This is a genomic window from Lacicoccus qingdaonensis (assembly GCF_900101075.1).
GTDB lineage: Bacteria > Bacillota > Bacilli > Staphylococcales > Salinicoccaceae > Lacicoccus > Lacicoccus qingdaonensis.
Map to the genome: position 1 here is coordinate 182,443 of NZ_FNFY01000001.1, position 23,489 is coordinate 205,931.

The 23,489-nt window shown below is 44.6% G+C and carries 21 protein-coding genes; 20 read left to right on the forward strand and 1 reads right to left on the reverse strand.

Features of this window, described 5'->3' with window-relative positions:
- The first annotated feature begins 44 nt into the window (after window positions 1–44).
- The 15 genes from truB (at window position 45) to rny (ending at window position 17,500) form a co-directional block, all read left to right on the forward strand.
- The gene (truB, locus tag BLR15_RS00890) at window positions 45–962 is read left to right on the forward strand and encodes a tRNA pseudouridine(55) synthase TruB (RefSeq protein WP_092983728.1); all 918 of its coding nucleotides are present in this window, start codon (window positions 45–47) and stop codon (window positions 960–962) included.
- Window positions 963–978: 16 nt separating this feature from the next.
- Window positions 979–1,923: a riboflavin biosynthesis protein RibF gene (gene ribF / locus BLR15_RS00895; protein ID WP_092983730.1), complete on the forward strand. Its 945-nt coding sequence runs from the start codon at window positions 979–981 to the stop codon at window positions 1,921–1,923.
- 95 nt (window positions 1,924–2,018) lie between these two features.
- Entirely contained in the window at window positions 2,019–2,288 is a 270-nt protein-coding gene (gene rpsO / locus BLR15_RS00900; protein ID WP_092983732.1) for a 30S ribosomal protein S15, read from the forward strand.
- Between the two features lie 107 nt (window positions 2,289–2,395).
- Complete coding sequence (gene pnp / locus BLR15_RS00905) at window positions 2,396–4,513, forward strand: polyribonucleotide nucleotidyltransferase (RefSeq protein WP_092983734.1); 2,118 nt, start codon at window positions 2,396–2,398, stop codon at window positions 4,511–4,513.
- On the forward strand, window positions 4,513–4,770 hold the full coding sequence (locus tag BLR15_RS00910) for a hypothetical protein (protein ID WP_092983736.1): 258 nt from the start codon (window positions 4,513–4,515) through the stop codon (window positions 4,768–4,770). The genes pnp and BLR15_RS00910 overlap by 1 nt, the downstream gene beginning before the upstream one ends.
- Before the next feature lie 17 nt (window positions 4,771–4,787).
- The gene (locus BLR15_RS00915) at window positions 4,788–6,464 is read left to right on the forward strand and encodes a ribonuclease J (protein WP_092983738.1); all 1,677 of its coding nucleotides are present in this window, start codon (window positions 4,788–4,790) and stop codon (window positions 6,462–6,464) included.
- 56 nt (window positions 6,465–6,520) lie between these two features.
- Window positions 6,521–9,040, forward strand: a complete 2,520-nt coding sequence (locus BLR15_RS00920) for an FtsK/SpoIIIE family DNA translocase (protein ID WP_092983740.1) — start codon at window positions 6,521–6,523, stop codon at window positions 9,038–9,040.
- Window positions 9,041–9,050: 10 nt separating this feature from the next.
- A complete protein-coding gene (gene yfmF, locus BLR15_RS00925) occupies window positions 9,051–10,295 on the forward strand; it encodes an EF-P 5-aminopentanol modification-associated protein YfmF (RefSeq protein WP_092983742.1) in 1,245 nt (414 codons plus the stop codon).
- Window positions 10,296–10,299: 4 nt separating this feature from the next.
- Complete coding sequence (gene yfmH / locus BLR15_RS00930) at window positions 10,300–11,601, forward strand: EF-P 5-aminopentanol modification-associated protein YfmH (protein WP_092983744.1); 1,302 nt, start codon at window positions 10,300–10,302, stop codon at window positions 11,599–11,601.
- Window positions 11,594–12,286, forward strand: coding sequence for an SDR family oxidoreductase (locus BLR15_RS00935; protein WP_092983746.1), 693 nt, complete (start codon window positions 11,594–11,596; stop codon window positions 12,284–12,286). The genes yfmH and BLR15_RS00935 overlap by 8 nt, the downstream gene beginning before the upstream one ends.
- Window positions 12,287–12,300: 14 nt before the next feature.
- Complete coding sequence (locus BLR15_RS00940) at window positions 12,301–13,125, forward strand: DUF3388 domain-containing protein (protein WP_092983964.1); 825 nt, start codon at window positions 12,301–12,303, stop codon at window positions 13,123–13,125.
- Between the two features lie 8 nt (window positions 13,126–13,133).
- A complete protein-coding gene (locus tag BLR15_RS00945) occupies window positions 13,134–13,976 on the forward strand; it encodes a helix-turn-helix domain-containing protein (protein ID WP_092983748.1) in 843 nt (280 codons plus the stop codon).
- A 4-nt stretch (window positions 13,977–13,980) separates the two neighbouring features.
- The gene (gene pgsA / locus BLR15_RS00950; protein WP_092983750.1) at window positions 13,981–14,565 is read left to right on the forward strand and encodes a CDP-diacylglycerol--glycerol-3-phosphate 3-phosphatidyltransferase; all 585 of its coding nucleotides are present in this window, start codon (window positions 13,981–13,983) and stop codon (window positions 14,563–14,565) included.
- Between the two features lie 174 nt (window positions 14,566–14,739).
- A complete protein-coding gene (recA, locus tag BLR15_RS00955) occupies window positions 14,740–15,798 on the forward strand; it encodes a recombinase RecA (protein WP_092983752.1) in 1,059 nt (352 codons plus the stop codon).
- A 142-nt stretch (window positions 15,799–15,940) separates the two neighbouring features.
- Window positions 15,941–17,500, forward strand: coding sequence for a ribonuclease Y (gene rny, locus BLR15_RS00960; RefSeq protein ID WP_092983754.1), 1,560 nt, complete (start codon window positions 15,941–15,943; stop codon window positions 17,498–17,500).
- A gap of 147 nt (window positions 17,501–17,647) precedes the next feature.
- Here rny and BLR15_RS00965 read toward each other — a convergent pair whose 3' ends face one another.
- A complete protein-coding gene (locus BLR15_RS00965) occupies window positions 17,648–17,872 on the reverse strand; it encodes a hypothetical protein (protein ID WP_092983756.1) in 225 nt (74 codons plus the stop codon).
- A gap of 96 nt (window positions 17,873–17,968) precedes the next feature.
- Here BLR15_RS00965 and BLR15_RS00970 point away from each other — a divergent pair, with 96 nt between their 5' ends.
- The 5 genes from BLR15_RS00970 to BLR15_RS00990 all read left to right on the forward strand — a co-directional run bounded on the left by BLR15_RS00970 (window position 17,969) and on the right by BLR15_RS00990 (window position 23,458).
- Window positions 17,969–18,727 (forward strand): TIGR00282 family metallophosphoesterase, encoded by a 759-nt coding sequence (locus BLR15_RS00970; protein ID WP_092983758.1) that lies wholly within the window; start codon window positions 17,969–17,971, stop codon window positions 18,725–18,727.
- 101 nt (window positions 18,728–18,828) lie between these two features.
- A complete protein-coding gene (locus BLR15_RS00975; RefSeq protein WP_092983760.1) occupies window positions 18,829–20,592 on the forward strand; it encodes a 2-oxoacid:acceptor oxidoreductase subunit alpha in 1,764 nt (587 codons plus the stop codon).
- Window positions 20,593–21,459, forward strand: coding sequence for a 2-oxoacid:ferredoxin oxidoreductase subunit beta (locus BLR15_RS00980; protein WP_092983762.1), 867 nt, complete (start codon window positions 20,593–20,595; stop codon window positions 21,457–21,459).
- 217 nt (window positions 21,460–21,676) lie between these two features.
- On the forward strand, window positions 21,677–22,591 hold the full coding sequence (locus BLR15_RS00985) for an NERD domain-containing protein (RefSeq protein WP_092983764.1): 915 nt from the start codon (window positions 21,677–21,679) through the stop codon (window positions 22,589–22,591).
- A 348-nt stretch (window positions 22,592–22,939) separates the two neighbouring features.
- Entirely contained in the window at window positions 22,940–23,458 is a 519-nt protein-coding gene (locus BLR15_RS00990; protein ID WP_092983766.1) for an isochorismatase family protein, read from the forward strand.
- Window positions 23,459–23,489 lie beyond the last annotated feature (31 nt).

A 23,489-nucleotide genomic window follows, 5' to 3' on the forward strand; every position in this document is an offset into this window, starting at 1 on the left:
GCAAACCGGCAAGGTTTGCCATTTTACTTATTACAGGTGATAAAATGTATAATGGTGTATTTCCCATATTCAAGGAAAAAGGGCTTACGAGCCACGATGTCGTCTATAAGATGCGTAAAATATTACATATGAAAAAAGTGGGGCATACGGGCACGCTTGATCCGGAAGTCACAGGCGTACTGCCGATTGTCGTCGGCGAGGCGACAAAGCTTACCGAGTACATGCAGATGAAGGATAAATCGTACAGTGCGGAAGTGACGCTCGGCATCGCCACAGACACTGAAGATGCACACGGTGAAGTCACGGACACGAGGAAGATCGAGCCTCTGTCCGATGAAGCGGTGGATCAGGCGGTCCGGTCCTTGATTGGAGAGTATCATCAGCAGGTGCCGCTGTATTCTTCTGTCAAAGTGGACGGCAGAAAACTTTACGAGTATGCAAGACGCGGTGAACCGGTTGAACGTCCTGTCAAAACGGTGTACATCAGAGAAGTTGAAAGGACCGGCGAAATCGTATCCGATGGTTCCACCGTCAAGTTCAACATTGATGTCACATGTTCGAAAGGGACTTATATCCGGACACTCGCCGTCGATATCGGACGTGCGCTCGGTGTGCCTGCACACATGTCCGGGCTCATCAGAACTGCTTCATGCGGCTTCAATATCGATGATACGGTCACACTCGACGATCTCAGGGAGCTTGAAGATGAGAAAAAGAAAGATTGTCTGCAGCCGGTCAAAGATATCATCAGCGAAGAAAATCTACTTGAAATTGATGATGAAAATCTGCTTTTTAAAGTACAGCATGGGCAGAAGCTGATGAAATCTGATATTATGGAAATGGTCAGCCAAAAAGATAAATATATCGTATTCTTGAAACATGGCAAACCTATTGGAATGTATCATCAGCATCCACAGAAGGAAGATGAGTTAAAACCTTATAAGATGTTCAACAGACTATAGTTAAGAGGCGATTATAATGGATATTATTCAACTGAATTATACAGATGACGCCGGTCTCGAAAGCCTGGAGAAAAGTGCGACGGCGATCGGTTTTTTTGACGGACTTCACCGGGGGCATTTAAAAGTGATCAACAAAATGGCCAAAATTGCTGAAGAAAAGAATTTGAAAAAAGGCATTATGACATTTGATCCCCACCCGTCGGTAGTGCTGAATCCGAAATTTCAAAGGACGACTTATCTGACACCGCTGGAAATCAAACTTGAAATGTTCGAATCCATGGGCATAGACTATGTATTCATCATCAACTTCTCGAGCAAGCTTGCAAAACTAGAGCCGGATGACTTCGTCAAAAAGTATATTATTGGCGCGAATGTGAGTGAGCTGATCTCGGGCTTTGATTATACTTATGGTGCAAGGGGCAGCGGCAACACGACGAATTTAACGAGATACACAGAATTCAACACGACCATTGTAGGAAAGTATGCCTTCACCGATGAAAAAATATCGACGACTCAGATCCGTACGAATCTCGCGGGCGGGCAGCTTGAAGATGCGAATAAACTGATTGGCAGAACGTATACGATTTCAGGCGTTGTGGTGCAGGGTGAGAAAAGAGGCCGGACAATCGGCTTCCCGACAGCGAACATTGAAGCTGATTTCAGATATTTCCTCCCTAAAAACGGAGTTTATTCCGTCACTTTGAAAGTACACTCGACTGAGGAGATCCATAAAGGGGTCGGCAATATCGGTGTGAAACCGACTTTCCATGATGATATAACGAAACCGATCATCGAAGTGCATCTCTTTGATTTCAATGAGAGCATATACGGTGAATCGGTGACGATCTACTTCCATCATTACATCAGGGGCGAAGTTAAATTCGACGGTGTGGATGAACTTGTCGAGCAGATGGAAATCGACCGTGAAGATGCGATAAAACTACTTGAAGATGTAGACTGAGATGTGTATAATGGTCTGAGTACCTTATCTTGGCTTTCAGACACTCCAACTGCTGCTCGGATACAGGTGAATAATGATAAAGGAGGCGTTTCTTAATGGCTATTTCACAAGAACGCAAAAATGAACTGATTCAGGAGTACCGTGTACACGAAACGGATACAGGTTCTCCGGAAGTACAGATTGCTGTACTGACAGATGAGATCAACTCATTGAACGAGCATTTGAAAATGCACAAGAAAGATCACCACTCAAGACGTGGTCTTTTGAAGATGGTCGGTCGTCGTAAACACTTACTGACTTACCTTCGTGAAAAAGATGTTCATAGATACCGTGAATTAATCGGAAAGCTTGGCTTGCGCCGTTAATCACATGTGGCATATCCTTTTGGGATATGCCCTTTTTTTATATATATTTTAAAGTAAAAGTGATATGATTATTAATAAGTAGTCATACTAAGGAGAGAATATTGAACATGACAGGATCAGAAAAAAAGATATATAAAACAACAATGGGTAAACATGATTTAATAGTTGAATATGGTGAAATGGCAAAGCAGGCGAGCGGCTCGGTACTCATCAGATACGGCGATACGGTGGTGCTTTCGACTGCAACGGCGTCAAAAGGCCCTAAAGACATCGGTTTTTTCCCGCTGACGGTGGCATACGAAGAAAAATTATATGCGGCAGGGAAGATTCCGGGCGGTTTCAATAAGCGTGAAGGCAGACCGAGCGAAGAGGCAACATTGACAAGCCGTCTGATCGATCGTCCGATCCGTCCCCTGTTCCCTGAAGGGTATAGAAGAGATGTGCAGGTCATTTCCATGGTGCTGTCCGTAGATCCGGACGCTTCACCGCAGATGGCAGCCATGCTCGGATCATCACTTGCCCTCAGTGTAAGTGATATTCCGTTCGAAGGACCGATCGCAGGCGCCACTGTGGGGCTGGTGGACGGCAAGTTCATCATCAACCCGACAGCCGAAGAAATGGAAAATTCGGATCTTGATCTGCAGGTGGCAGGTACTAAAGATGCTGTCAACATGGTTGAGTCCAGTGCAAAAGAAGTGACTGAAGATGTCATGTTGGAAGCGATCCTGTTCGGTCATGAAGAGATTCGGAAACTGGTCACTTTCCAAGAGGAAATCGTTGCAGAAATCCAGCCTGAAAAGCACGGTGCGGATACAGAAGAGGAAATCGAAGGCCTGAGAAGCGACATAGAAGAAAAAGTGAAGACACATGGTTTATACGATGCAATTCAGGAAGTCGACAAACAGACGCGTGAAGAAGGCATCACAAATGCAAAAGACAGCATACTCGAAACTTTCGACGAAGAAAGTGAAGACTATGAGGAAACGGTCAAAGAAGCGGGCAATATTGTCGATGAACTTTTGAAAGCGGAAGTACGACGTCTCATTACCGAGGAAAAAATCCGCCCTGACGGCCGTAACCCTGATGAGATCAGACCTCTTGATTCGCAGGTCGGCTTTCTTCCGAGAGCGCACGGTTCCGGCCTGTTTACACGCGGCCAGACACAGGCGATGACAGTGGCGACCCTCGGCGGTCTGGGTGAGTATCAGATTATTGACGGCCTTGGAGCCGAAGAGCAGAAACGTTTCATGCACCAGTATAACTTCCCGCATTTCTCAGTGGGTGAAACAGGACCGATCCGCGGACCGGGACGCCGTGAAATCGGACATGGTGCACTGGGGGAACGTGCACTTCTCCAGGTGATACCGAGTGCCGAGGAATTTCCTTACACAATCCGTGTCGTCTCCGAAGTTCTTGAATCGAACGGTTCATCCTCACAGGCATCGATCTGTGCATCCACACTTGCATTGATGGACGCAGGTGTGCCAATCAAGGCACCTGTTGCCGGCATTGCGATGGGTCTGGTCAAAAAAGGCGAGAACTATACGATCCTTTCCGATATTCAAGGTATGGAAGATGCTCTTGGGGATATGGACTTTAAAGTTGCAGGGTCTGAAAAAGGCATCACTGCAATCCAGATGGATATCAAGATTGACGGTCTCGGCGAAAGCATTTTGAAAGAAGCGCTTGAGCAGGCGAGACTCGGGAGACTTGCAATACTCGACAACCTGATTGCAACAATCAGCGAGCCGAGAGAAACACTTTCCCGTTACGCGCCGAAAGTGGAAGTCATGAAGATCAACCCGGATAAGATCCGTGATGTCATTGGACCAGGCGGTAAAAAGATCAATGAAATCATCGATGAAACAGGCGCCAAACTGGATATTGAACAGGACGGTACGGTATTCATCGGGCACAGCGATCCTGAAATGATCGAGAGAGCGAGAAAAATCATTGAAGACCTGACACGTGTTGCAGAAGTCGGACAGGTGTATATGGGTGAAGTTAAACGCATTGAGAAATTCGGTGCTTTCGTGCAGATATTCCCGGGCAAAGATGCTCTTGTGCATATTTCAAACATGGATACGAAACATATCAAAAATGTTGAAGAGGTTGCAAAAATCGGCGACCAGTTCCTTGTCAAAGTAATCAATATCGATAATCAGGGACGCGTAAATGCTTCCAGGAAAGCGATGATGGAAGATAAGAAACAGGAGGATAAATAATGATTTTTGATACATTAATTTTGAATGACAGAAAGTTTAATGTTGAAGGCCAGCTTAGAATCAAGGAAAATCATGAAGTGAAAATCATTTTTGAAGATTTGGATTTAGGAACATATTTGAAAGAGCTGCCTGCAGATGACAGAAATATCGATTATTTGGAGCTCCGTAATGTTCACGAGACAAGATATGATACAAAGAGCGTGGAGCTCACTCACATTACGATTGACGGCAAGCATTATCATGCCACTTTCAAGTGATATTAGGAGGTAAAGTTTTGAATTCAGCAAAAAAAGACACAGGAAATATCAAAATCATTCCACTCGGCGGCGTTGGTGAGATTGCCAAAAACATGTATGTCGTCGAAGTGGATGACGAAATGTTTATTTTGGATGCAGGACTGATGTTTCCGGAAGATGAAATGTTGGGTGTCGATATCGTCATCCCCGATATTTCCTATATAAAAGAAAACAAAAACAAATTAAAAGGGATATTTTTAAGCCATGGGCATGAAGATGCCATCGGTGCGATTCCCTACATTGTCGGAGAATTGAACGTGCCGATCTACGGTTCTAAATTAACATTGGCACTCGTCAAGGACCGCCTTAAGCAAAAAGGCGTCAACAAGAAAGTTAAATTTTATAAGGTGAACAGCAAGTCAAAAATGAAATTTAAAAATGTTGCGATGAACTTCTATGAAGTGAGTCACAGCATTCCGGATGCATATGGTGTGAGCCTTGAAACAAAATATGGCTCCATCGTCTATACCGGAGAATTCAAATTTGACCAGAGCCTGACAGGGGACTACCGCTATAATATGGCGAAAATGTATGAGATAGCAGGAGAGAATGGTGTACTGGCACTGATCAGTGACTCCACCGAAGCAGAGAAGCCGGGTTATAACACTGCGGAGAATGTAGTGGAGGACCAGATATTGGACGGTTTCTATAAGGCGAACGGACGGATCATCGTATCATGCTACGCTTCGAACTTTGTCAGAATACAGCAGGTGCTGAACAACGCTGTAAAGACAAAGCGTAAAGTTTCGTTTTTGGGCCGTACCCTTGAAAGTTCATTCAAAACGGCGAGAAACATGGGATATTTCGATATTCCCGACGGTCTGCTTGTGCCGATTCATGAAATAAAGGACTATCCTAAAAATGAAACGGTCATCATCGCGTCGGGTTCACAGGGTGAACCGATCGAGGCGCTCGGCCAGATGTCACGCGGGAGTCACGATGTGACAAACATCAAAGAGGGCGATACGGTCTTTATTCTCACAACACCGTCTTCAAATATGGAAGTCATTTTATACAGCACATTGAATGATCTGGTAAAAGCCGGCGCGAACGTAGTGACGCCTTCACAGAACACTCACGCTTCAGGCCATGGTCTGAGCGAAGAATTGAAAATGATGCTGAATGTCATGAAGCCGAAGTACTTCATACCTGTGCAGGGCGAGTTTAAAATGCAGATTGCGCACGCTAAACTGGCAGCTGAAACAGGCGTCGCTCCTGAAAACATCTTTTTGCTTGAAAAGGGAGATGTCGCTTCATATGACGGCGACACGATGATCAGTGCAGAAAAGGTGACGGCAGGTAATACGCTGATCGACGGCAGCGGTGTCGGCGACGTCGGCAACATCGTACTGAGGGACAGACGTCTTTTAAGCGAGGACGGCATATTCATCGCAGTGATCACCATCGATCCTGCCAAGCGTACGATTGTGGCAGGGCCGGAACTCCAGTCACGCGGTTTCGTCTATGTCAAGAAGAGCGAAGATCTGCTGAATGAAGCGGAGAGCAGAGTGACTGACATCGTCAACGATGCACTTATGGAAAAGAAGCTCGACTGGAGCACAATCAAGCAGAGCATCAGGGATGATCTGGGCAAGTATCTGTATGACAGTACTAAACGCCGCCCGATGATCATACCAATCATATCTGAAATATAAACTATGGTGAGACTGCCGTTTTGGCAGTCTCATTATCAATCGAAAGAGGAGTTTTTATGACTTCAAAGCGTAAAAAAAGTACAACTAATAGAAAGAAACAAAAACAAAATAACAAGACTTATTACTCACTATTAACGTTTGCGTTCATAGTGATAATAATCATTGCAGTTTTACGACTCGGTGTAGTTGGTGCTTTTTTAGATGCTGGTGTTGCATATATTTTGGGAACGAGTCGTTATTTTACATATATCATTGCGATTTTAGCCGGTATTTATATGATCAGGGAGCAGAAAGTTCCACTGACCAGAAGGATGTCCGGTTATCTGCTGTTCCAATTCGGGCTGTTGTTTTTACTGCATTCTATCTTATTCTTATCCAATCAGCCGAGAACAGAAAGCTACTTTACTTTCACTGAGATCTTTTCGATCATCCGTGAACCGGGCAGTTCGGAATTTTTCGGCGGCGGTGTATTCGGACAGCTGCTGTTTGCATTTTCCTCCACGGGCATTTCACTGATCGGTACATTGCTTCTCAGCATGATATTCATATACTTCAGCATTTTGATGATCACTCATAAAAACATCGCTGACTCAATGACTGCACATACGAATAAGGTCGTTGAAGCCGTCAGAACGATTGCCCTTGGAATCGCCGGCATGTTCGTATGGCTTTATAAAAGTATTGCAGGCGGCATCGGCAGCCTGAACGACAACAGAAAGAAAGCAGCTGCTGAAGACAGCATTGAAGAGAAACCGGCCAAAAAGAAAAAGCAGGCCGAATCTAATAAAAAACCAGAGCACGATCGAATGGCCGATGAACCTGCTTACGCTGAACCGAAACAATTGGATGATTTCTCCCATGACGAAACGATCATCGAAGATATGTACAGCTATGAGCGTGAAGATGAGGCGGAAAATGAGCAGGCCAACGAGAAAGCTTTAGAAGAGCTTTCAGGCAGTATTGCTGAAAATGAGCATATCAATGAAGAACCGGCTCATGCAGATGAACCGGTCATGCCGGCACCGGACGGGGAAAGCGCTCTTGAAATCGCCGAAGCGGAGGAAGAACCGCAGCAGATCGAATACGAGAGCGAAGACTTCACAGATACGGTTGCCCCGTCTGAAGCTTCAAGCGACAGTGAAGTTGAAGAATTCGACGATGATGAGCTGAGACAGCTGAAACAGTATGAGCTGCCGTCCATCAGCATTCTGGATGATGTGGAAGTTTCAGAGAAAATGGACAACAAGGAAGTTTTAAAGCAGGGTAAAATATTAGAGGAAACACTGTTGAACTTCGGCGTCAATGCGAAAGTGTCGAAAATCAGGATCGGACCGGCGGTCACACAATTTGAAGTGCAGCCGGACATCGGCGTCAAGGTGAGCAAAATCATCAACCTTCAAAATGATATCGCCTTAAGCCTTGCAGCCAAAGATATTCGTATTGAGGCTCCGATTCCCGGTAAATCGGCTGTCGGCATCGAAGTGCCGAATTCGGTTGTCAGCATGGTGACCGTCCGGGAAGTACTGAAGCGGAAATCATCCGACAATCCGCTTGAAGTGGTGCTCGGAAAAGATATATCCGGTGCGCCGATCCTTGCTGAACTGAACAAGATGCCCCACCTGCTCGTTGCAGGAGCGACCGGCAGTGGTAAGTCAGTCTGTATCAACGGTATCATAGTCAGTCTACTGATGAACGCCAAACCGCACGAAGTCAAACTGATGATGATCGACCCCAAAATGGTCGAGCTGAATGTCTATAACGGCATCCCTCATCTGTTGTCACCGGTCGTGACAAATCCGCAGAAGGCGAGTGACGCGTTGAACCGGATCGTATCAGAGATGGAACGCCGCTACGATCTGTTCTCACATTCACATACTAGAAATATAGAAGCCTATAACCAGTATTTGGAACGTGAAAGCGACAATCCGGAGAAAGTTCAGAAGCTGCCTTATATCGTCGTCATCATAGATGAACTGGCAGACTTGATGATGGTGGCTTCAAAGGATGTCGAAGCGAGCATCACAAGAATTGCACAGATGGCAAGGGCGGCGGGCATCCATCTGATCATCGCCACCCAGAGACCATCGGTGAATGTCATCACAGGTATCATCAAGGCGAACATTCCTTCAAGAATTGCATTCAGTGTCAGTTCACAGATCGACTCGAGAACGATCATCGATTCCCAGGGCGCCGAGAAACTGCTCGGCAGGGGAGATATGCTGTTCCTACCTTCAGGAAGATCCAAGCCGCTCCGTGTACAGGGTGCCTTCCTTTCCGACAATGAAGTTCAGGATGTGGTTGATTTCATCACAAGCCAGATGAAAGCGAACTACGAAAAATCAATCATGAACAAAGAACCTCAAAAAGAAGAAGTCGAATCTGAAGATGACTTATATCCAGATGCAAAATGGTTTGTCATCGAAGAACAGCGTGCGAGCGCATCTCTTCTGCAGAGGCAGTTCCGTATCGGCTATAACCGCGCTGCACGTCTTGTGGATGATCTTGAGGCGAACGGCGTCATCGGTCCTGCAAGCGGCAGTAAGCCGAGAAGTGTATTAGTCGAAAACGATGAGTAAGGAGTAAATTATGTATAATGTTCAATCAAAAACGATAGACAATATTCCGACGGTCTTTATTCATACAGAGAAATTCAAGACGATCAATGTCAAAGTCCAGTTCAGAAGCAGGCTGGAAAGGGATCGGGTGTCGAAAAGGTATCTGCTCAGCCGGATGATGGTGAAGAAAACCGGTTCATTTGATACTGAAAGTGAATTTTTGAAATATCTGGCGCATCATTACGGGGCGCATCTCACTTCAGCGGTCACGAAAAAAGGGAGGGACCACCTTGTCTCTTTCAACCTCGAATTCATCAATTCCAGGTTTGTCAAAGAAGATTTGAACCTTCTTGAAAAAATGACCGAAGTGCTGAAGGATGTGTTGAAGACACCGTTTGATTACGGTGTCGAAGACGCTCAATTTTTCGAAAGGGAAAAACGTCTGTACATCAACAGATTGAAAGGCCTTAAAGATAATAAAGCCCAAAAGAGCTTTGAAAATCTGCTGAATGTCATGTTCGAAGATGAGCCGTATAAATATTTATCCCACGGCGTCCTTGAAGATATCGAAAAAATCACTTTGGAAGATATAAAAGATGAGCATGAGGAAATGATGAAAAATGACGAAGCGGTCATCCTCATTGCAGGGCATCTGGATGAAGTGACGGGTGTCAGTCTGAAAGGTCTGATCGCCCGCGATGAAACAATCCGTCTGCCATATGAAGGTTACAGCTTCAAAGAAGTGACAGAGAAAGAACAGACCGACCATGAAAGCGTCGAACAGGCGAAGCTCAACATCGGGTTCAGGGTTAACGTGGATTCAACCGAGGAAAGAATGGCGCTGAATGTCGCCAACCAGATGTTCGGCGGCAGTGCGACGAGCTATTTATTTAAAAATATCCGTGAAAAAGAGAGCCTCGCCTATCAGATCCACTCCCAGACGGATATCAAAAATGGTTTTCTCTTTGTGCTGGCGGGGATTTCCCCCGACCAGGTCGAAAAGGCGAAAAGTGCGGTCTTTCATGAGCTTGAGAGAATCAAGGATGGGGACTTCACAGATGAATTTCTCAGTGAAACGAAGCATCTGATGCAGGTGAACAGAAATGAAATCGTCGATAAGCCGAAAGGGCTCATTGCGCTTGTCTACAACCAGTACCTGAGCGACAGCACCGACGGTGACTGGGAAAAATTATTGAACAAAGTCGATCATGAGCTGATCGTTAAAGTTGCCAATCAAATTCATCTGGATACGGTATATACATTAACAGGGAAGTGAATGAATGAGACACATAGAATATAAAGAGATAGATGAAAATGTCTACCAGGAGACTTTGGATAACGGTCTTGAAGTATTCATCATTCAAAAGTCGGGATACAACAAGAAGTTTGTGACCTATACTACAAAATACGGTTCAATCGATAATCATTTCAAAGTCAACGGCAAAGAACATCAGGTGCCGGACGGCATCGCACATTTTCTGGAACATAAAATGTTTGAAAAGGAGGACGGGGACGTCTTTGATCTGTTTGCAAAAGGCGGCGCGAACGCCAACGCATTCACTTCATATGACAGAACGTCATATCTGTTCAGCACGACGGAAGATTTTTATAAAAACCTGACGCTGTTGATGGATATGGTGGAGAAGCCATACTTTACAGAAGAAACTGTGGAAAGGGAAATCGGCATCATCAATGAAGAAATCAAGATGTATCAGGACAATCCGGGATACAGACTGTATTTTGATACAATCGGCCAGATGTATGACAAGCTGCCTGTAAAGATAGATATCGCAGGCACACTGCCGTCGATAAGTGAGATTACAAAAGATCACTTATACTTATGCCACGATACATTTTACCATCCGTCCAACATGGTCCTCATAATGGTCGGTGATTTCGACATCGATGAAGCGATGGATTTCGTCAAGGACCATCAGGACGCACGCGGCAATATAAAACCGCTGGATGTAAAAAGGCTGCTGCCTTATGAACAGCGCGATGTAGTGAAACCGAAGCACAATCTGTACCTTGATGTAGCAGAAACAAAAGTGATGCTCGGTTTTAAAAATGAAAAGATAGATTCCGATAAGGAACGTCTGACAAGGGATCTTGCGATGATGTTCGGTCTCGACATGGTCTTCGGCGAACAGTCCGACTACTATTATGAGATGCTGGAACAGGGCATCATCGATGATTCGTTCAATTTTGCGCATAATGAAGAAAAAGATTTTGCACATATATTGATGACCACCCAGACCGATGATCCGGAAAAATTCACACATACGATACTGGAAATCATAGAAGATATTAAAAATAAAGATATTTTCGAAGAAGATAAACTGATCAATCAGAAGCGTGAAGTCCTCGGGGATTATCTGTCCAGTCTGAACTCGCCGGAGTATATAGCAAATCAATACACGAAATATCATCTGGACGGCTATGATCTGTATCAGCTGCCGGAGATCATCGAAATGATTACTGTGGATGATATTAAAAATTATATATTCGATGCGCTTGATCCTGAATATATGGTCGAATGTGTGCTGCAGCCCGAAGATGAAAAAGTGAGTGCTGATGACTGATAAAACTTATCTGATAGTAGGTGCCTCAGGAGATATCGGGAAGGCGGTCCACCGTGACCTGCAAGATGAAAATATTATTTCCATATCAAAAATCCGCCCGCCTGAATATAAAAGTGAACACCACTTTCTGGATCTTTCCGGGCAGATCAGTGAAGAGGACGTCCGTGAAATTACAGACCACATTGATGTGATCGACGGGCTGATATGGTCTCCGGGTGCTGAACTGTTCGGAATGTTTCAGGATACGGATTTAAAGGCAATGGATGAACAATACAACATTTCGATCCGTTCGCTCATTATTTTTATAAAAGTGATCCTGCCAAAACTAAAATTGAGTAAAAGTGGTAGAATAATAGTGATCAGTTCTGTATGGGGAACTGTGGGCGCGAGTTTTGAAAGTATCTATGCGACGATGAAAGGTGCACAGAACACTCTGGTCAAGTCTCTTGCAAAAGAACTGGCCGCGACGGATATCACTGTCAATGCCGTCGCACCCGGCGTCGTCAGCGGCAGCATGACAAGTGCGCTTTCTGACGAAGATCTTGAAGCTGTGCTCGGTGAGCTGCCCCAGCAGAGGCTGGTCGAACCTTCAGAAGTCAGCAGCTCGGTCTGTTTCATATTGAATGACAGCTCAAAAAGCATCAATGGTGAAATACTGAATATAAACGGAGGATGGTACACATGAATGAACCAAAAGATATGTATCCTGAAACTGATTTGGACCAGTACCCGGAACGTAATATAGAGCAGTATTTGGAGTATGAAAACGTCATCAACAGACCAGGTCTGCTGGGAGATATATCATCGCTGCTCGGCAACCTCGGCATCAGTATCAATACCATCAACGGGGTGGAAAAAACACGGCGGGGCCTCATTGTCCGTACAGATAATGTCGATAAGCTCAGACGTTTTGTATACATCAGCCAATATGTGGATGACATCAAAATCAGCAAAGTGCGTAAACCGGAGGTCAGAGACCGTCTTGCAGTCAGACACGGACGGTTCATCAAGAGAGATGAAGATAAGAAAACTTACAGATTCACCCGTGATGAAATAGGTATACTCGTCGATTTCCTCGGGGAACTATTTCTGGAAAAAGGCCACCGTCTGATCGGTATACGCGGGATGCCGCGCGTGGGCAAAACAGAATCGATTGTCGCTGCGAGCGTCACCGCAAAGAAAAAATGGCTGTTCCTGTCGAGTACACTGATCAAGCAGACGGAACGTAAAAGCCTTCTGAAAGGTGAATATCATGACGGAAACGTCTATATCATCGACGGAGCGGTCACTGCAAATTCAACGAACAGGGAGCATAAAAACCTGATCAGGGAGCTGATGAGCTTCCCTGCCGTTAAAGTTGTCGAACACCCGGATCTGTTCAATGATGATATGAAATATACGATGGACGACTTCGACTACATCATTGAACTGAGAGAGCATGAAGATCAGAAGATCACATACGAAAAACATAAGAAGAAACACTGGTTCGAAAATGAGGACATGGACTTCTTCAATGGGTTTTAGGAGGCATTATGAAACTAGGAGCGTATTTAAGAGATAAACGTGAAAAAGCCGGCGTTACCTTAAAAGAGATGCAGGAAAAATCAGGCATTAGAAAAAGTATAATAAGAACAATTGAGAAGGGTGATTTCAGCAAATTGCCCGAGCCAAATCATGTATACTTTTTAATTGAAAAATACGCTAAAGTCATGGGACTCGATGCCGATTACTTGTTTTCAAGATTCTCTGATGACCTTCCTGAAGAGAATGAACAGTCAAAGAAACGCCAGCAGTCTCAAAATGAAGATTTTAAATATTTAAGAAAAGTATTGGTCGGCTTCGGCACAATGATCGGCATTTTGTTTGTTCTGTGGCTGATTCTGCTGCAGGTCGGTTCTGAAACGGATATGTTCGAATCGACACCGATCTATGAATCTACAGCTTTTGATATCGAATCATACTCTGCAGAAGAAGAAACTTCTGATTCCGGGGAAGAGACCGATAAACAGGCAGAAGAGGAAGAAGAATCGGAGGAAGAGGAATCTGAATCTGAATCAGAATCCACAGCCGATATCAGTTATGTCGGCATGAATAATAACACTTTATTTTATGATGTATCTGTGAACGGTGATTTTGAAGTGACCCTTTCGGGAGCAAATTCATGGGTCAGTCTGTCTGACGATGCAGGAAACACTTACGCATATGAAGAGCTTTCAGAAGGCGAATTTAATATCGATGAAAATGCTTCGACCCTGTACCTGACAATCGGTAATGCGCCGGAACAGGAACTGACCGTCGGCGGAGAGACAGTGTCCAGCAGCGAATCGACAGATGCAATCACAGTGCATTATGAATTTAATATTGTAAGGGAGTGATAGTATGAATATACCTAATCAGCTCACAGTTTTCCGGGTGATTCTGATACCTGTTTTCATGGTATTTGCCCTGGCCGATTTCGGTTTTGGCGATATGGAATTTCTCGGCGGGGAAGTCATCAGGGTGGAACAGTTCATATCAGCGGTTATTTTTGTTGTTGCAACATTTACAGATTTTCTTGACGGCTACCTCGCCCGCAAATGGAATTTGATTACAAACATGGGTAAGTTCCTGGACCCACTTGCCGACAAATTGCTGGTCACCGCAGGTCTGATCGTTCTTGTGGAATGGCATACTATATCTTCCTGGATTGCAGTGGTCATCATCGCAAGGGAATTTGCGGTTACGGGGCTTAGACTGCTGCAGATCGAGCAGGGATTCGTCAGCGCTGCATCCAACCTCGGCAAAGTGAAGACGACATTTCAGATGCTCGCATTGATCTTCTTGCTGTTCGGAGATATATTCACCCAGTTCATACCATTTTCACTGGGTATGCTGCTGATGTATATTGCAGTATTTTTCACCGTCCTTTCCGGCATCGAATATTTCTATAAAGGAAGAGAAGTATTCAAGGCAAAACCCGAATAAAACGAAAACTGTATGCTTTAGCTTACAGAAACACGGTTTTGGGCGTATAAGGACGTCCGATCCATAGTTTGTGTACACCAAAATTTAATTTCTGCAGAATAAAAGCGAATATATGTTCGCTTTTTTGTTTTTTACATGATATAATATTTTCGAAGTAACATATGGAGGGATAACATGGACGAAAGACAAAAAGCATTAGATACTGTAATCAAAAATATGGAGAAATCTTTTGGTAAAGGTTCAGTCATGAAACTTGGCGATGATACCGGCAGAAACGTATCCACAGTTTCCAGCGGTTCAATCACATTGGACAAAGCACTGGGTGTCGGTGGTTATCCTAAGGGGAGAATCATCGAGATTTACGGTCCTGAATCCTCTGGTAAAACGACAGTCGCACTGCATGCCATCGCAGAAGTACAAAAGAGCGGAGGCATTGCGGCCTTCATAGACGCAGAGCATGCCCTGGATCCTGTTTATGCAAAAAACCTGGGTGTAGATACAGAAAACTTATATTTATCACAGCCTGATCACGGTGAACAGGGGCTTGAAATAGCGGAAGCATTCGTCCGGAGCGGCGCTGTGGATATTGTTGTCGTCGACTCCGTCGCGGCACTCACTCCGAAAGCCGAAATCGAAGGTGAAATGGGCGACAGCCATGTCGGCCTGCAGGCCCGTCTGATGTCACAGGCACTCCGCAAGCTTTCTTCTGCGATTGCAAAAAGTAATACAACAGCAATTTTCATCAACCAGATCCGTGAAAAGATCGGTGTGATGTTCGGCAACCCCGAAACGACACCAGGCGGACGGGCACTTAAGTTCTACAGTTCTGTCAGACTTGAAGTACGCCGCGCAGAGCAGCTGAAACTGGGTCAGGATATCGTCGGTAACAGAACGAAGATCAAGATTGTTAAAAATAAAGTGGCACCGCCGTTCAGAGTCGCGGAAGTGGATATGATGTACGGTAAAGGCATTTCCAAAACCGGTGAAGTCATCGATCTTGCTTCGGAAGCGGAAATAATTCAAAAGAGCGGTGCATGGTATTCGTATAACGGCGAACGTTTAGGCCAGGGTAAGGAAAATGTCAAGGAACATCTTTCTCAGAACCCTGAACTGTTTGAAGAAATCTCAGGAAAACTGAGGGATGAACTCGGTTTCGGCGACGGCGCCAAAGAAGATGTTCCTGAAGATTCAGCAGCGGATGAAAATTCACTTTTCCAGGATGAAGATCAGTAAACAGGGTATTATTAGCACCAGCTCATATAAATATGAAGCTGGTGCTTGATTTTATTCAGGTTTATATTTAGAATTGTTATATATAATATTTTAATAACTATATTATATATATTAGCTTGAGCCTTTTAAGGAGGTGTTTATTGTGGATTTGATAGACATTCTCTTAATCTTGTTCGGCATAATTCTAGGCGTTGTAATCGGATATTTTATAGTAAAATCAATTTTGACTAAGCAACAGCAGGAAGCGCGTTCGTCAGCTGAACATATAATCGGTGAAGCTGAAAAGGAAGCAAACAGTATCAAGAAAGAAAAGCTGTTGGAAGCAAAAGAAGAAAACCAAAATCTCAAAGATGCCATGGAACGTGAAGTTGACAATCAACGAAACGATCTCAGAGCATTTGAATCCAGACTGCTTCAACGTGAAGAGACACTTGACCGAAAAAGTGAAACTTTGGACAAGAAAGACGAAGCACTGGAGACAAAAGAGGCGAAAATTGAAGAAAAACAGCAATTGGTTGATGCCGAGGATGAAAAGATTAAAGAAATAATCAATCAACAAGAAACAGAACTATCCCGCATCTCCGGTTTAACACGTGTGGAAGCACGCGAAGAACTATTCTCTGAATTAGAGAAAGAACTGTCACATGATATGGCTGTTATGGTAAAAGAAAAAGAAAACCAGATGAAAATGGATGTAGACAAAAATGCGAAGGAACTGCTCGCATTGACAGCACAGAGATATGCTGCCGAGTATACTTCCGAGTCTACCGTCTCCGTTGTAAATTTACCAAGTGATGAAATGAAGGGACGTATAATAGGTCGTGAAGGACGTAATATACGCACACTTGAAACTCTTACAGGTGTAGATTTAATCATTGACGATACACCAGAAGCGGTGATTTTATCAGGTTTTGACCCAATACGTCGTGCAATTGCCAAAAACGCATTGGAGTCACTGGTGAAGGATGGACGCATCCACCCGGGAAGAATTGAAGAAATGGTGGACAAGGCAAAACGTAATATGGAATCAGAGATCCGTGATGCAGGTGAAGCTGCAGCATTTGAACTCGATATCCACAACCTGCATCCAGAATTCATCAAGCATCTTGGAAAGATGAAATATCGTTTGAGCTACGGGCAGAATGTATTGAAACATTCTGTTGAAGTCGGATATCTCTCAGGAATGCTTGCAAGTGAACTTGGAGAAGATGTTGCGGTTGCACGCCGCGCAGGTCTGTTACATGATATCGGTAAAGCCATCGACCATGAAATCGAAGGCAGCCACGTTGAAATAGGTGTGGAACTGGCGAAACGCTATAAGGAATCGGAAACTGTAATCAATGCGATTCATTCACACCACGGTGACGTCGAGCCGAACAATGTAATATCCATACTGGTTGCGGCAGCTGATGCACTCAGTGCTGCGAGACCGGGTGCACGTCGTGAAACACTGGAAAACTATGTGAAGCGTTTGGAACGTCTGGAAGAAATTGCAGATAACCATCCGGGTGTTGAAAAAACGTTTGCCATACAGGCAGGTCGTGAAATCAGGGTGATGGTTGCTCCTGACAGCATTGATGATCTGAATGCACATAGATTGGCCAGAGACATTAAGAAACAAGTAGAAGATGAACTGCAGTATCCAGGACACATTAAAGTGACAGTCGTCCGTGAGATGAGGGCAGTGGAATATGCCAAATAAAAATCCCCGAACTTTTGAGTTCGGGTTTTTTAATGTCTGACTTTCCGTTGCAGTCAGTGTACATTATATGAATTTTTAATGAAAATATCAGTATTGACTTTAAAATCGCCCTGAACCGGTATAAGTCCAGGGCGATTTCATGTATAATTACATATTGTTGTCTTCATTATCTTTCAGCATTTGCAGAATCTCAGAAGTCTCCTGAGTGTTGTGGCTGGTCGACAATCTTTCATATTTTTCTGCAAGTCGATATGCAGTCAAGTATAACTCCAGGCCTTCGATCGCTTTTTCATCAGCAGTCGATAAAGGATCGGAAGGGTTGGCATACAGGACGGATTGTGCAAATTGTTTCGGATCGATTGATAGTGACAAATGTTTCACTCCTAAATTTTTTATATTAAATCATACCCAGCCATTTATGCGGTAAACGCAAAATTCCATAAAATTAACACAGTAAGGGTGAAATTCATGCGTATCTTATTCATAGGTGACGTTGTCGGTAAAATCGGCAGAAGAATGGTGAGAGACCACCTATTAAAATTAAAAAAAGAACACGGAGCCCAGATTGCGATAGTGAATGGTGAAAATGCCGCTCACGGCAAAGGGATCACAGAAAAAATCTATAAAGAACTGCTGGGTTATGGGGCGGACTTTATTACACTCGGCAATCATGCATTTGCCAAAAGTGATGTTTACGAACTTTTGGACAGGGATATCAATATGATCAGACCTTTAAATTATCCGGGATCGGCACCCGGCCGCGGCCATAAAACCATCAACATCAACAATAAAAAGCTGCTCATCGTCAATCTGCAGGGCAGAAGTTTCATGCCGGCCATCGACTGCCCATTTAAAGCAGTGGATAAAGTCCTTGAGGAAAACGAGCATGACTATGCGTTTGTCGACTTTCACAGTGAAACGACGAGTGAGAGCCTTGCGATGGGATATTATCTGGACGGCAGGGTGGATGCAGTCGTCGGTACGCATACGCATGTTCAGACGAATGATGAACAAATTCTGCCGGGCAGAACAGCCTATATTACGGACGCCGGTATGACTGGTTTCAAGGAGGGCATACTCGGCATACGAAAAGAGGAAGTCATCGAGAGGTTTTTAAATCAGCTTCCTGTAAGACATGATGTTCCCGATGAAGGTAAAGGGATATTATCCGGGGTCATAATCGATACTGATTATAAAAAGATTGAAAAGATAAAAATAACTGAATGATAGGCTCGGACTCAAGTATGATTTTCTGCTGGATCGGGAGTATCATCATGCTTGAAGAACGTTTATCTGATATAGTTTTAATTGAATAAGGAGGCATTTATATGAAAGAACAGTTGTCCTGGAAAGTGGGCGGACAGCAGGGGGAAGGAATTGAGTCGACTGGTGAGATATTTTCCACCACACTTAACCGCCTGGGTTATCACCTGTACAGCTACCGTCACTTTTCCAGCCGTATAAAAGGCGGACATACAAACAACAATATACGGATTTCAGTGGATGAAGTCCGGTCGGTTGATGATAATATAGATATTCTTGTCGCTTTTGACCAGCAGACGATTGATGTGAACAGCCACGAACTTATTGAAGGCGGCATTATTTTGGCAGATGCCAAGTTCAAACCGACAGTGGATGAATCATTGAACGTTACTTTAGTCGTGATTCCATTTACGGAAATTGCCAAAGAGCAGGGCAGCCAGCTGATGAAAAACATGGTGGCGATCGGTGCAAGTGCAAGACTCATGAATCTGCCGATGGAACCATTCAAAGATATGATTCACACGATGTTCATAAGAAAAGGCGAGGAAATCGTCCAGAGCAACCATAATGCACTGCGTCTCGGTTTTGAAGCGATGGATGAAAAATATAATGAGCTGTCTATCAACGGTGGTTTCGACCTCGGTGAATCTGATGGAACGGAGAAACTCTATCTCATCGGCAACGATGCCATAGGATTCGGTGCAGTCAATGCCGGCGTGCGTTTTATGCCTGCCTATCCAATCACACCGGCAAGTGAAATCATGGAATACATGATCAAGCATCTGCCGAAGCTCGGCGGCACGGTCATCCAGACAGAAGACGAGATTGCAGCAGTGACGATGGCAATCGGTTCAAACTATGCTGGTGCGAGAAGTTTCACAGCATCGGCGGGACCGGGTCTGTCATTGATGATGGAATCGATCGGTCTGTCCGGCATGACGGAAACGCCGCTCGTCATCGTCAATACGATGAGAGGCGGTCCATCCACAGGCCTTCCGACCAAACAGGAACAGGCCGACCTCAATCAGATGATTTACGGCACACACGGAGATATTCCTAAAATTGTGCTCGCTCCGACAGATGTCGAGGATGCTTTTTATTCGACAATCGATGCATTCAACCTGGCTGAATATTACCAGGTGCCTGTAATTCTGTTATCGGATCTGCAGATGTCATTAGGCAAGCAGACGTCCGAACCGTTTAATCTGTCACGAGTCGAGATCAACCGCGGTAAGACGATACTTGAAGATATCGAACGGGAAGAAGACGATACAGAATACTTCGAGAGATACGGCGACAGCGAAGATGGCATTTCATCACGTCCGATTCCAGGTTTGAAAGGCGGTATACACCACGTCACAGGTGTCGAACACAGTCCGACAGGCACACCGAGTGAAACGGCGGACAATCGTCAGATCATGATGGAAAAAAGGATGCGCAAGCTGAATAACTTTGTAATGGAAGAGCCTTTCAAAGTGGACGGTGAAAAAGACAGCGACCTTCTTGTCATCAGTTTCCTGAGTGTCAACGGGGTCGCATCGGAAGCGATCGGCCGTTTCGACGAAGATATCGTCGGCAACATTACACACGTCCAGCTGAAGCAGCTGCACCCGTTCCCGGCGGAAGCTTTATATCCGTACCTTGAAGGTGCAAAGGACATACTCGTCATCGAACAGAACTACAGTGCACAGTTATTCAATATAGTGAAAATGAACTACCATATGCACAGCAAAATGAAGTCATTTACGAAATATAATGGAACGCCGTTTAAGCCGAATGAGATTGAAAAGTATATCAATTCGATTTTGAAAATAAAGGAAGTTTTATAAATGGCAACTTTTAAAGATTTCAGAAACAATATCAAACCCAACTGGTGTCCAGGCTGCGGCGACTTCAGTGTCCAGGCCGCAATCCAGAAAGCCTGTGCGGGCAATGGCCTTGAGCCGGATGAACTCGCTGTCATCACTGGTATCGGATGCAGCGGCCGTCTGAGCGGCTACATCAAGTCATATGGCTTCCACGCCACTCATGGACGCAGTCTGCCGGTGGCCCAGGGTGTTAAAATGGCGAATAAAGACCTCACGGTCATCGCTTCTGGCGGCGACGGCGACGGTTTCGCAATCGGTATGGGACACACGGTCCACGCCCTGAAGCGTAATATCGACATTACCTACATCGTCATGGACAACCAGATCTACGGTCTGACAAAAGGTCAGACGAGCCCTTCTTCTTCTAAAGGTTTCGTCACGAAGTCCACGCCGAAAGGTTCGATCGAACAGCCGATACAGCCGATCAAAACTGCACTCGCAAGCGGTGCGACATTCGTTGCCCAGAGTGTGAGTTCAGACATCAAGGAACTGACTTCAATCATCCAGCAGGCAATCGACCATAAAGGATTCAGCTTCGTCAACGTCTTCAGCCCTTGTGTCACTTACAACAAGGTGAACACTTACGACTGGTTCAAGGAAAACCTGATTTCGATCGCGGACCTTGAAGGCTATGATGTTCATAACGCGACAGGTGCAATGAACTCGATCATGGAAAACGACGGCCTGTTGAAAGGCATCATCTATCATAATCCGGATGCACCTTCATACGAAGAGCACATTGAAGGTTATGACGATCAGCCGCTCATCTCACGTGAAATGAGACTTGAAAGAGACACTTTCGATGATATGATGGCAGAATTCAAATAGAATAGTTGTTGATGTGCCCGGGACTTTCATGAGTGCCGGGTATTTTTTATGGAAATTTACAGATTTCAAATTTCTGAGGGCGGAAACCGGATAACTGTCGTGTTTTGAAACAGGAATTTTATTTTGGCTGTGAATCTTGTGCAGAAATTGAATTGCTGTGATATGACAACAATTCAAAGCCGGTTTATGCTGAAAATAAAAACCGGAGGCCAGTGATTTGAGAGAGAAAACAAGACGCCATCAACAGCTTGAGATTTTGAACCGGCGGTATCGGCTGTCGGCTTATGAAAGGGAAGAACTGCAGAAACTTGAAGCGGGGTATGAAGGTGAGATGATTTTTGACGGAATTGCGGATGAGTTCATTCAGGATACGAACATCGTGCATATGAAGGATTACAACTTTTACCCGGAAGAGATCGACCAGCGGTTCTTAACCCGGTCGAAAAAAGACATGTCACATGTTCAGATTGATAACCTGGTGATTGCGAAGGATTTTCTGTATACGTTTGAGATAAAAAACTACAGCTTCGACCTGAACTATATGGAGTCGAAGTGGTATTTTGATAATGGAAATGAGTTTGCCGATCCGCTCGTTCAGGTGGCGAAGCAGCGTAATATGATGAACAGGCTGATCGGCGGCTTTGGCCGGGAAGTACGCATGTTCAATGTGCTGGTCTTTATTAACGAAAACCAGACGATTTTCAATCTGCCCGCTTCGAATGAAATCATTGTCAGGAGCAATTTGAAAAAGAAACTGTCCAAATGCATGGTGAATAATCAATATGATCACAGTGAGCTGGTGAGGAATCTTGAGTCTAGGCGTGTGACTGATCTGAAGTACCAGGGAGATGCGCTTGTCGATTTCCACAGTCTGGGAAAAGGCGTGTTTTGTAAGGCGTGCGGTGAGCGGCTGATTCGGATGAACAGGAATTGGTTCAAATGTTCAAGTTGCAAGGAAGTCCTCCCAATTATTGAGGTAGCTCAGCGTGTGATTGACGAAATAAGTATACTGAATAAGTCTTGGCCATTGACGCCTACAACCATCCAAAGATTTTCAGACAATCAGGTCAGTGATTTTTTCATCAGAAAACATGTGCAAAGTAAATTATTGAAATTACAGGAAGAGGATTGAGGCTGGTGACGAGTAAGTCACTGTGAAATCCCGATATGCTCGGAATCGACAGTATAAAACGATTAAGTCCGTGTGAAATCCCGATATGCTCGGATTAGACAACGGAAACCGATTAAATCCGATTGAAATCCTGTTATGATCGGATTAGACAACGGAAACCGATTAAATCCGATTGAAATCCTGTTATGATCGGATTAGACAGCGGAAATCGATTAAGTCAGCATAAAATCCCGATATGCTGACTCTATCGCCCACCAACTGTCCCGCCCTCAAGCTCAAATGAATGACCCGCCACCATTATGATAGTAAAATCAAAAGCATACAGAAAAACAGGAGGTGCACCAGCCTATGCTTATAGCAATTGATCTGCAGAATGACATTTTCGACAAGAGGGGCAGCGGCTATGCCCAATGGACTCAGTACGTCAAGGACGGCATCGAAAGAAGGATTCAAATGGCCGTCGATGAAGACGAGCCGATAATATATACGCGTAATCTGTATCCCGGGTTCGAACATCAGAACCGTTCTACTGAAAGCATCCGTTTTGATGAGACCATCCACCCTCAATTCAGACAGCTTCTCGAAAATAATGGAGATGAGTACACCAAAACTTTTTACGGCATCCCCCCGGAAGAGGCGAAAAGTCTGCAGGAAACTTATCTGAACGATGTTGAAAGCGACCGGCCGATTGAATTCATCGGTGCGGAGACGAACATCTGCATACTCGCAAATATCATGGTCATCCAGAATATCTTCCCTCATGCTGATCTCATTTTGAATAAACGGCTTGTGGCCAGTACAAGTGATGATCTGCATGATAAGGCCCTGGAACTTTTATCCAATATGAATGTGATAATCACTGGATAGGCCGGCTGTTCATAAGCAGCCGGTTTTATTA

Excerpts from the sequence above, each read along its gene's own strand:
- rpsO (WP_092983732.1), top strand. The coding sequence starts at position 2,019 with ATGGCTATTTCACAAGAACGCAAAAATGAACTGATTCAGGAGTACCGT.
- BLR15_RS00910 (WP_092983736.1), top strand. The coding sequence starts at position 4,513 with ATGATTTTTGATACATTAATTTTGAATGACAGAAAGTTTAATGTTGAA.
- BLR15_RS00920 (WP_092983740.1), top strand. The coding sequence starts at position 6,521 with ATGACTTCAAAGCGTAAAAAAAGTACAACTAATAGAAAGAAACAAAAA.
- yfmF (WP_092983742.1), top strand. The coding sequence starts at position 9,051 with ATGTATAATGTTCAATCAAAAACGATAGACAATATTCCGACGGTCTTT.
- BLR15_RS00970 (WP_092983758.1), top strand. The coding sequence starts at position 17,969 with ATGCGTATCTTATTCATAGGTGACGTTGTCGGTAAAATCGGCAGAAGA.
- BLR15_RS00980 (WP_092983762.1), top strand. The coding sequence starts at position 20,593 with ATGGCAACTTTTAAAGATTTCAGAAACAATATCAAACCCAACTGGTGT.
- yfmH (WP_092983744.1), top strand. The coding sequence starts at position 10,300 with ATGAGACACATAGAATATAAAGAGATAGATGAAAATGTCTACCAGGAG.
- BLR15_RS00990 (WP_092983766.1), top strand. The coding sequence starts at position 22,940 with ATGCTTATAGCAATTGATCTGCAGAATGACATTTTCGACAAGAGGGGC.
- truB (WP_092983728.1), top strand. The coding sequence starts at position 45 with ATGTATAATGGTGTATTTCCCATATTCAAGGAAAAAGGGCTTACGAGC.
- BLR15_RS00945 (WP_092983748.1), top strand. The coding sequence starts at position 13,134 with ATGAAACTAGGAGCGTATTTAAGAGATAAACGTGAAAAAGCCGGCGTT.
- ribF (WP_092983730.1), top strand. The coding sequence starts at position 979 with ATGGATATTATTCAACTGAATTATACAGATGACGCCGGTCTCGAAAGC.
- pgsA (WP_092983750.1), top strand. The coding sequence starts at position 13,981 with ATGAATATACCTAATCAGCTCACAGTTTTCCGGGTGATTCTGATACCT.
- BLR15_RS00975 (WP_092983760.1), top strand. The coding sequence starts at position 18,829 with ATGAAAGAACAGTTGTCCTGGAAAGTGGGCGGACAGCAGGGGGAAGGA.
- pnp (WP_092983734.1), top strand. The coding sequence starts at position 2,396 with ATGACAGGATCAGAAAAAAAGATATATAAAACAACAATGGGTAAACAT.
- BLR15_RS00935 (WP_092983746.1), top strand. The coding sequence starts at position 11,594 with ATGACTGATAAAACTTATCTGATAGTAGGTGCCTCAGGAGATATCGGG.
- BLR15_RS00940 (WP_092983964.1), top strand. The coding sequence starts at position 12,301 with ATGTATCCTGAAACTGATTTGGACCAGTACCCGGAACGTAATATAGAG.
- recA (WP_092983752.1), top strand. The coding sequence starts at position 14,740 with ATGGACGAAAGACAAAAAGCATTAGATACTGTAATCAAAAATATGGAG.